The organism is Anaerolineales bacterium, from assembly GCA_037382465.1.
Taxonomy (GTDB): Bacteria; Chloroflexota; Anaerolineae; order Anaerolineales; family E44-bin32; genus WVZH01.
On the sequence record JARRPX010000124.1, the window covers coordinates 1 to 3,596 of the forward strand.

The following is a 3,596-nucleotide window of genomic DNA, read 5'->3' on the forward strand; positions in this document are numbered from 1 at the left end:
CCTCCGGCAGGCGCTGAGGACGTCGATGGTTCGAGTCAATTCGCAAGAGGCCAACCTTCGATGCCGCAATCGAGACGCTGCGCTGTTTCCGGTGTTAATCAGTGTGTCAACGAAAGTGTCAATTACGAGCTGTAGGAATCACGCGGCTGCGCACAGAAGTTTCACGTAGAGAGTCCGGGTAAATGATGCGCACCATTGGACGTGCCGATTCGAGATCAAAGGACCGAAGATGGAAGCGAAAGCCGGCGATAAACCGAAAACGAGATTGTTCTACCTGGATAACTTCAGGATCTACCTCATCATTTTGGTGATTCTGCACCACACCGCGATCGCCTACGGCGGCAGCGGCGATTGGGCAATTAAAGATCCGGCCGTGGATGAATTCAGTCCCATTTTGCTCACATTCTTCACCGCAGTGAACCAGTCTTATTTCATGTCGGCATTCTTCTTAATGGCGGGCTACTTCACGCCTCGATCGCTGGAGCGTAAAGGCACGGCGGCTTTCGTTCGGGATCGCTTCATCCGTTTGGGAGTGCCCATTCTCGTCTTTACCACCCTGATCATCAACATCAACCAGTTGATCCTGGGTGTCTGGTGGCGGGGCATCCCTTTTAAATGGAACTTCACCTATGAAGTGGGACACTTGTGGTTCCTCCAGGCGCTGCTCATCTTCGCCCTGGTATACGTGGCCTATCGCGCCTGGTCGGACAGAACGCCAGACCGCCGGCGTTTTCGATTCTTTGTAGATCGATTTCCTTCCGATCGCAGCATGGCTCTCAGCATCATCGTCCTGTCCACGCTGACGTTCATCGTGCGCATCGGCTATCCCGTGGGTAAGTGGGTGGCGCCCGGATTCCAGTTCGCCCATTTCGTCCATTACACGTTTGCATTTTTCGTGGGCATCCTCGCCTATCGCGGTGACTGGTTCAACCGATTGGGGCGGGACCAAGCCCGCCGCTGGGGTGTTGTCGCTTTGGTAATGCTGCCGATATTCTTCGTGGTGGCTGTTCTGGGTGGTGTATTGGAAAGCGACACTGCGCTGGAAAATTTTGTGGGCGGCTTGCATTGGCAATCCCTGGTCTACGCGACCTGGGAATCGATCCTGTTCATCGCCGCTCTGACGTTCCTGCTGTATTTCTTCCGCCAGCATGTCAACGTCTCGAGCCCTCTGCTGAAATCGATGGCCGCCAGCGTCTTCACCGTCTACATCATCCACCAGACGATTTTGTTCGCCTTGAACGTGCTCTTCCTTTCGGTGCCGATCCCCACGATCTTGAAATTCGCGATCGTATCGCTGATCGCGGTGCCATCCTGCTTCGTGCTTGCGGCGTTGATCCGCAGGATTCCGTACACGAAAAGAGTCCTGGGGTAGGGTTTCTCAAAGTTGGAGGCGAGCGCTGCCAGTTTCAGCGATCGTGGATTTAAGTCTTCGCATGCATAATTAAGGTTAAAATAGAAGTGTTGCCAGAGCTTGCACGGAGGGGTCGGACAAGATGATCGATATCTGGGGAACCTTTCTTTTCGGTTGGCCGTTGATGATCCTGTCGCTGCTTCTGAGCGCCCTGGGAGTCTTTCAAAAGAAGCCGCTGTTCGCGTTATTGGGTGCCGTATTCGCCATTCCATTCACCATCACCATGCTGGCGACGAAATCCGTAGGTTTGTTTGCCATCATCATCCCGATTTGCATGTTTACCGCGCTGGGGGCCGTGGTGATGGAAATTTCCAAGTGGGCCTGGGTTCTTCTGCTTCCCGTCCTGGGATTGCTGCTGTGGATCGCGGCCAACCTCTACCCGATCTTCTAGGGCGCGGTATGACCCATGAAGGATCTTCCCTGCCTGGTGGCCTTCACGAGCGCGCGCTTGGCCTCAGCAGGTACAATCCGATTTGGATTATAATTAGTGCTTCACGATCGTGGCGCGAAATGAACTGCATCCAAGGGGTGAACGGCGATCCCGGCCGATTATCACCGAGCTTGAAGTTAACGATAAACCCTCGTTTACGGCTCGCCAAAGGAAGAGTGAATTCAGGCTCACATGCTGACGTTCAATGACGGCGACCTGTATTTCGAGGGCCAATCCCTCCCGGAACTGATTCGAGACTGCGCCTCGCCCTTTTTCCTGTTCAGTGAACCGCTCCTGCGGGCGAATTTTCGAGCCCTGCAGCGCGGGCTGACAACCGGGCCGAATCCGGCACGGATACGCTACTGTGCGAAGACCAACAACGAACCTGCCGTGCTGGAAGTCCTTCAACGCCTCGGCAGCGATGTCATGGTATCCCATCTCGCGGAAGCTGAATTGGCATTGAGCTGCGGCTTCGAACCCGAGCAGATCGCTTTCCAACGTCCGGTTTTGTCCGCGGACGAAATCCGCAGCGCCATCGCCGTGGGCGTGCGTTTTTTTCATGCCTTTCACATGGACGATATTTCCCTGCTGGGGCTCAATTGGCAATGGAGGCGAGGCTGCAATTGCGGATTTCCCTGCGGCTGTGTAACGGATCTCGCCTCGGCGGTTTCTCACCGCTCGCATTTCTATCCCGCCGCTTGGGTTTTGACGCCGCTGAAATCCTAAACGCGGTCGAGGCGATCCGGAACAGCGATTTCTTATCCCTGGCGGGGATCAATTTCTATCGCGGCACCCAGATCGAAAGCCCGAAGAAGTATCGTCCATTGATTCGCCGCGCGGTGAAATTGGCGCAGCGCATCCAAAGTCGATACAACATCGAACTGGAAGAGATCAACCTGGGCGGCGGCCTGCCCTCGTTCTCGTCGCACAAATTAGGACCCAGTACCATCGGCGCGCATTTAGGCACAAATTGGCCGTCGAATCGAAGGCATGACTCGTTGGAGAGCTTCGCCGCAGCACTGTCCACAGCGTTCGAGCGAGAACTGCATGCGGTTAGCTTGCCGTACCGGCCTGCACTGGCGTTGGAACCCGGCCGCTCGATCGTCGCGGACGCGGGAATCTTGATCGCCCGCGTGCATGCCAGAGAGGGCCGCTGGCTTTTTTTGGACGCCAGCCGCAATTATCTCGGCGAAAGTTTTCTCTTCCTCTGCCGTCGAATACTTCCATTGAGGGCGAGCAGTGAGGGAACCGGTTTTTATCATCTCTCCGGAAGCACGCTGAACACGATGGACATCATCGATTTCTGGCGTCGTATTCCAGCGATGCAGCCCGGGGATTCCCTTGCCTTCTGCGCTGCGGGCGCGTACACAATTTCACGCGCCACCCGCTACGCCGGTTTGCCGCCGGCAGTCTATTGGATCGACGCTGACGGCAAGTTGAGCCTGGTCAAAGCGGCGGAAGACGCCGTCGTGCTTCGACCGCCTTCCGATGCAAATCCCATCTCCGCTCAGCAGCGAAACCATGGATGAAGGCAAACCCGCACTCGTGACCGGCGCCTGTGGTTTTCTCGGCCGGCATCTCGTGCGCGCGTTGCTGCAGCAGGGCCGGAAAGTGACGGCGGCGGTGCGCAATTCCCGCCACATGGCGGATTTCCATCACCCGAATCTCGAGATCGTCGAACTCCCCGATTTCGCGCGGGTCAAGCGCGAGATCAAGTTACAGGAAAACCTGAGTCTCGTTCACCTCGCGGGAGCA

General features: G+C 56.3%; 5 protein-coding genes. All 5 read left to right on the forward strand.

The window, feature by feature from the left end:
- Positions 1–229: 229 nt before the first annotated feature.
- Positions 230–1,372 (forward strand): acyltransferase family protein, encoded by a 1,143-nt coding sequence (locus tag P8Z34_17165; GenBank protein ID MEJ2552404.1) that lies wholly within the window; start codon positions 230–232, stop codon positions 1,370–1,372.
- A gap of 121 nt (positions 1,373–1,493) precedes the next feature.
- Positions 1,494–1,802, forward strand: a complete 309-nt coding sequence (locus tag P8Z34_17170) for a hypothetical protein (protein ID MEJ2552405.1) — start codon at positions 1,494–1,496, stop codon at positions 1,800–1,802.
- 231 nt (positions 1,803–2,033) lie between these two features.
- The gene (locus tag P8Z34_17175) at positions 2,034–2,567 is read left to right on the forward strand and encodes a hypothetical protein (protein MEJ2552406.1); all 534 of its coding nucleotides are present in this window, start codon (positions 2,034–2,036) and stop codon (positions 2,565–2,567) included.
- Positions 2,465–3,370 (forward strand): hypothetical protein, encoded by a 906-nt coding sequence (locus P8Z34_17180; protein ID MEJ2552407.1) that lies wholly within the window; start codon positions 2,465–2,467, stop codon positions 3,368–3,370. The genes P8Z34_17175 and P8Z34_17180 overlap by 103 nt, the downstream gene beginning before the upstream one ends.
- Positions 3,363–3,596, forward strand: a 234-nt coding sequence (locus P8Z34_17185; GenBank protein MEJ2552408.1) for an NAD(P)H-binding protein, incomplete at its 3' end; no start/stop codon positions are given. The genes P8Z34_17180 and P8Z34_17185, both read left to right, overlap by 8 nt.

What these genes read in the sequence shown, in the direction of transcription:
- P8Z34_17165 (MEJ2552404.1), top strand. Translation starts at nt 230, where the DNA reads ATGGAAGCGAAAGCCGGCGATAAACCGAAAACGAGATTGTTCTACCTG.
- P8Z34_17170 (MEJ2552405.1), top strand. Translation starts at nt 1,494, where the DNA reads ATGATCGATATCTGGGGAACCTTTCTTTTCGGTTGGCCGTTGATGATC.
- P8Z34_17175 (MEJ2552406.1), top strand. Translation starts at nt 2,034, where the DNA reads ATGCTGACGTTCAATGACGGCGACCTGTATTTCGAGGGCCAATCCCTC.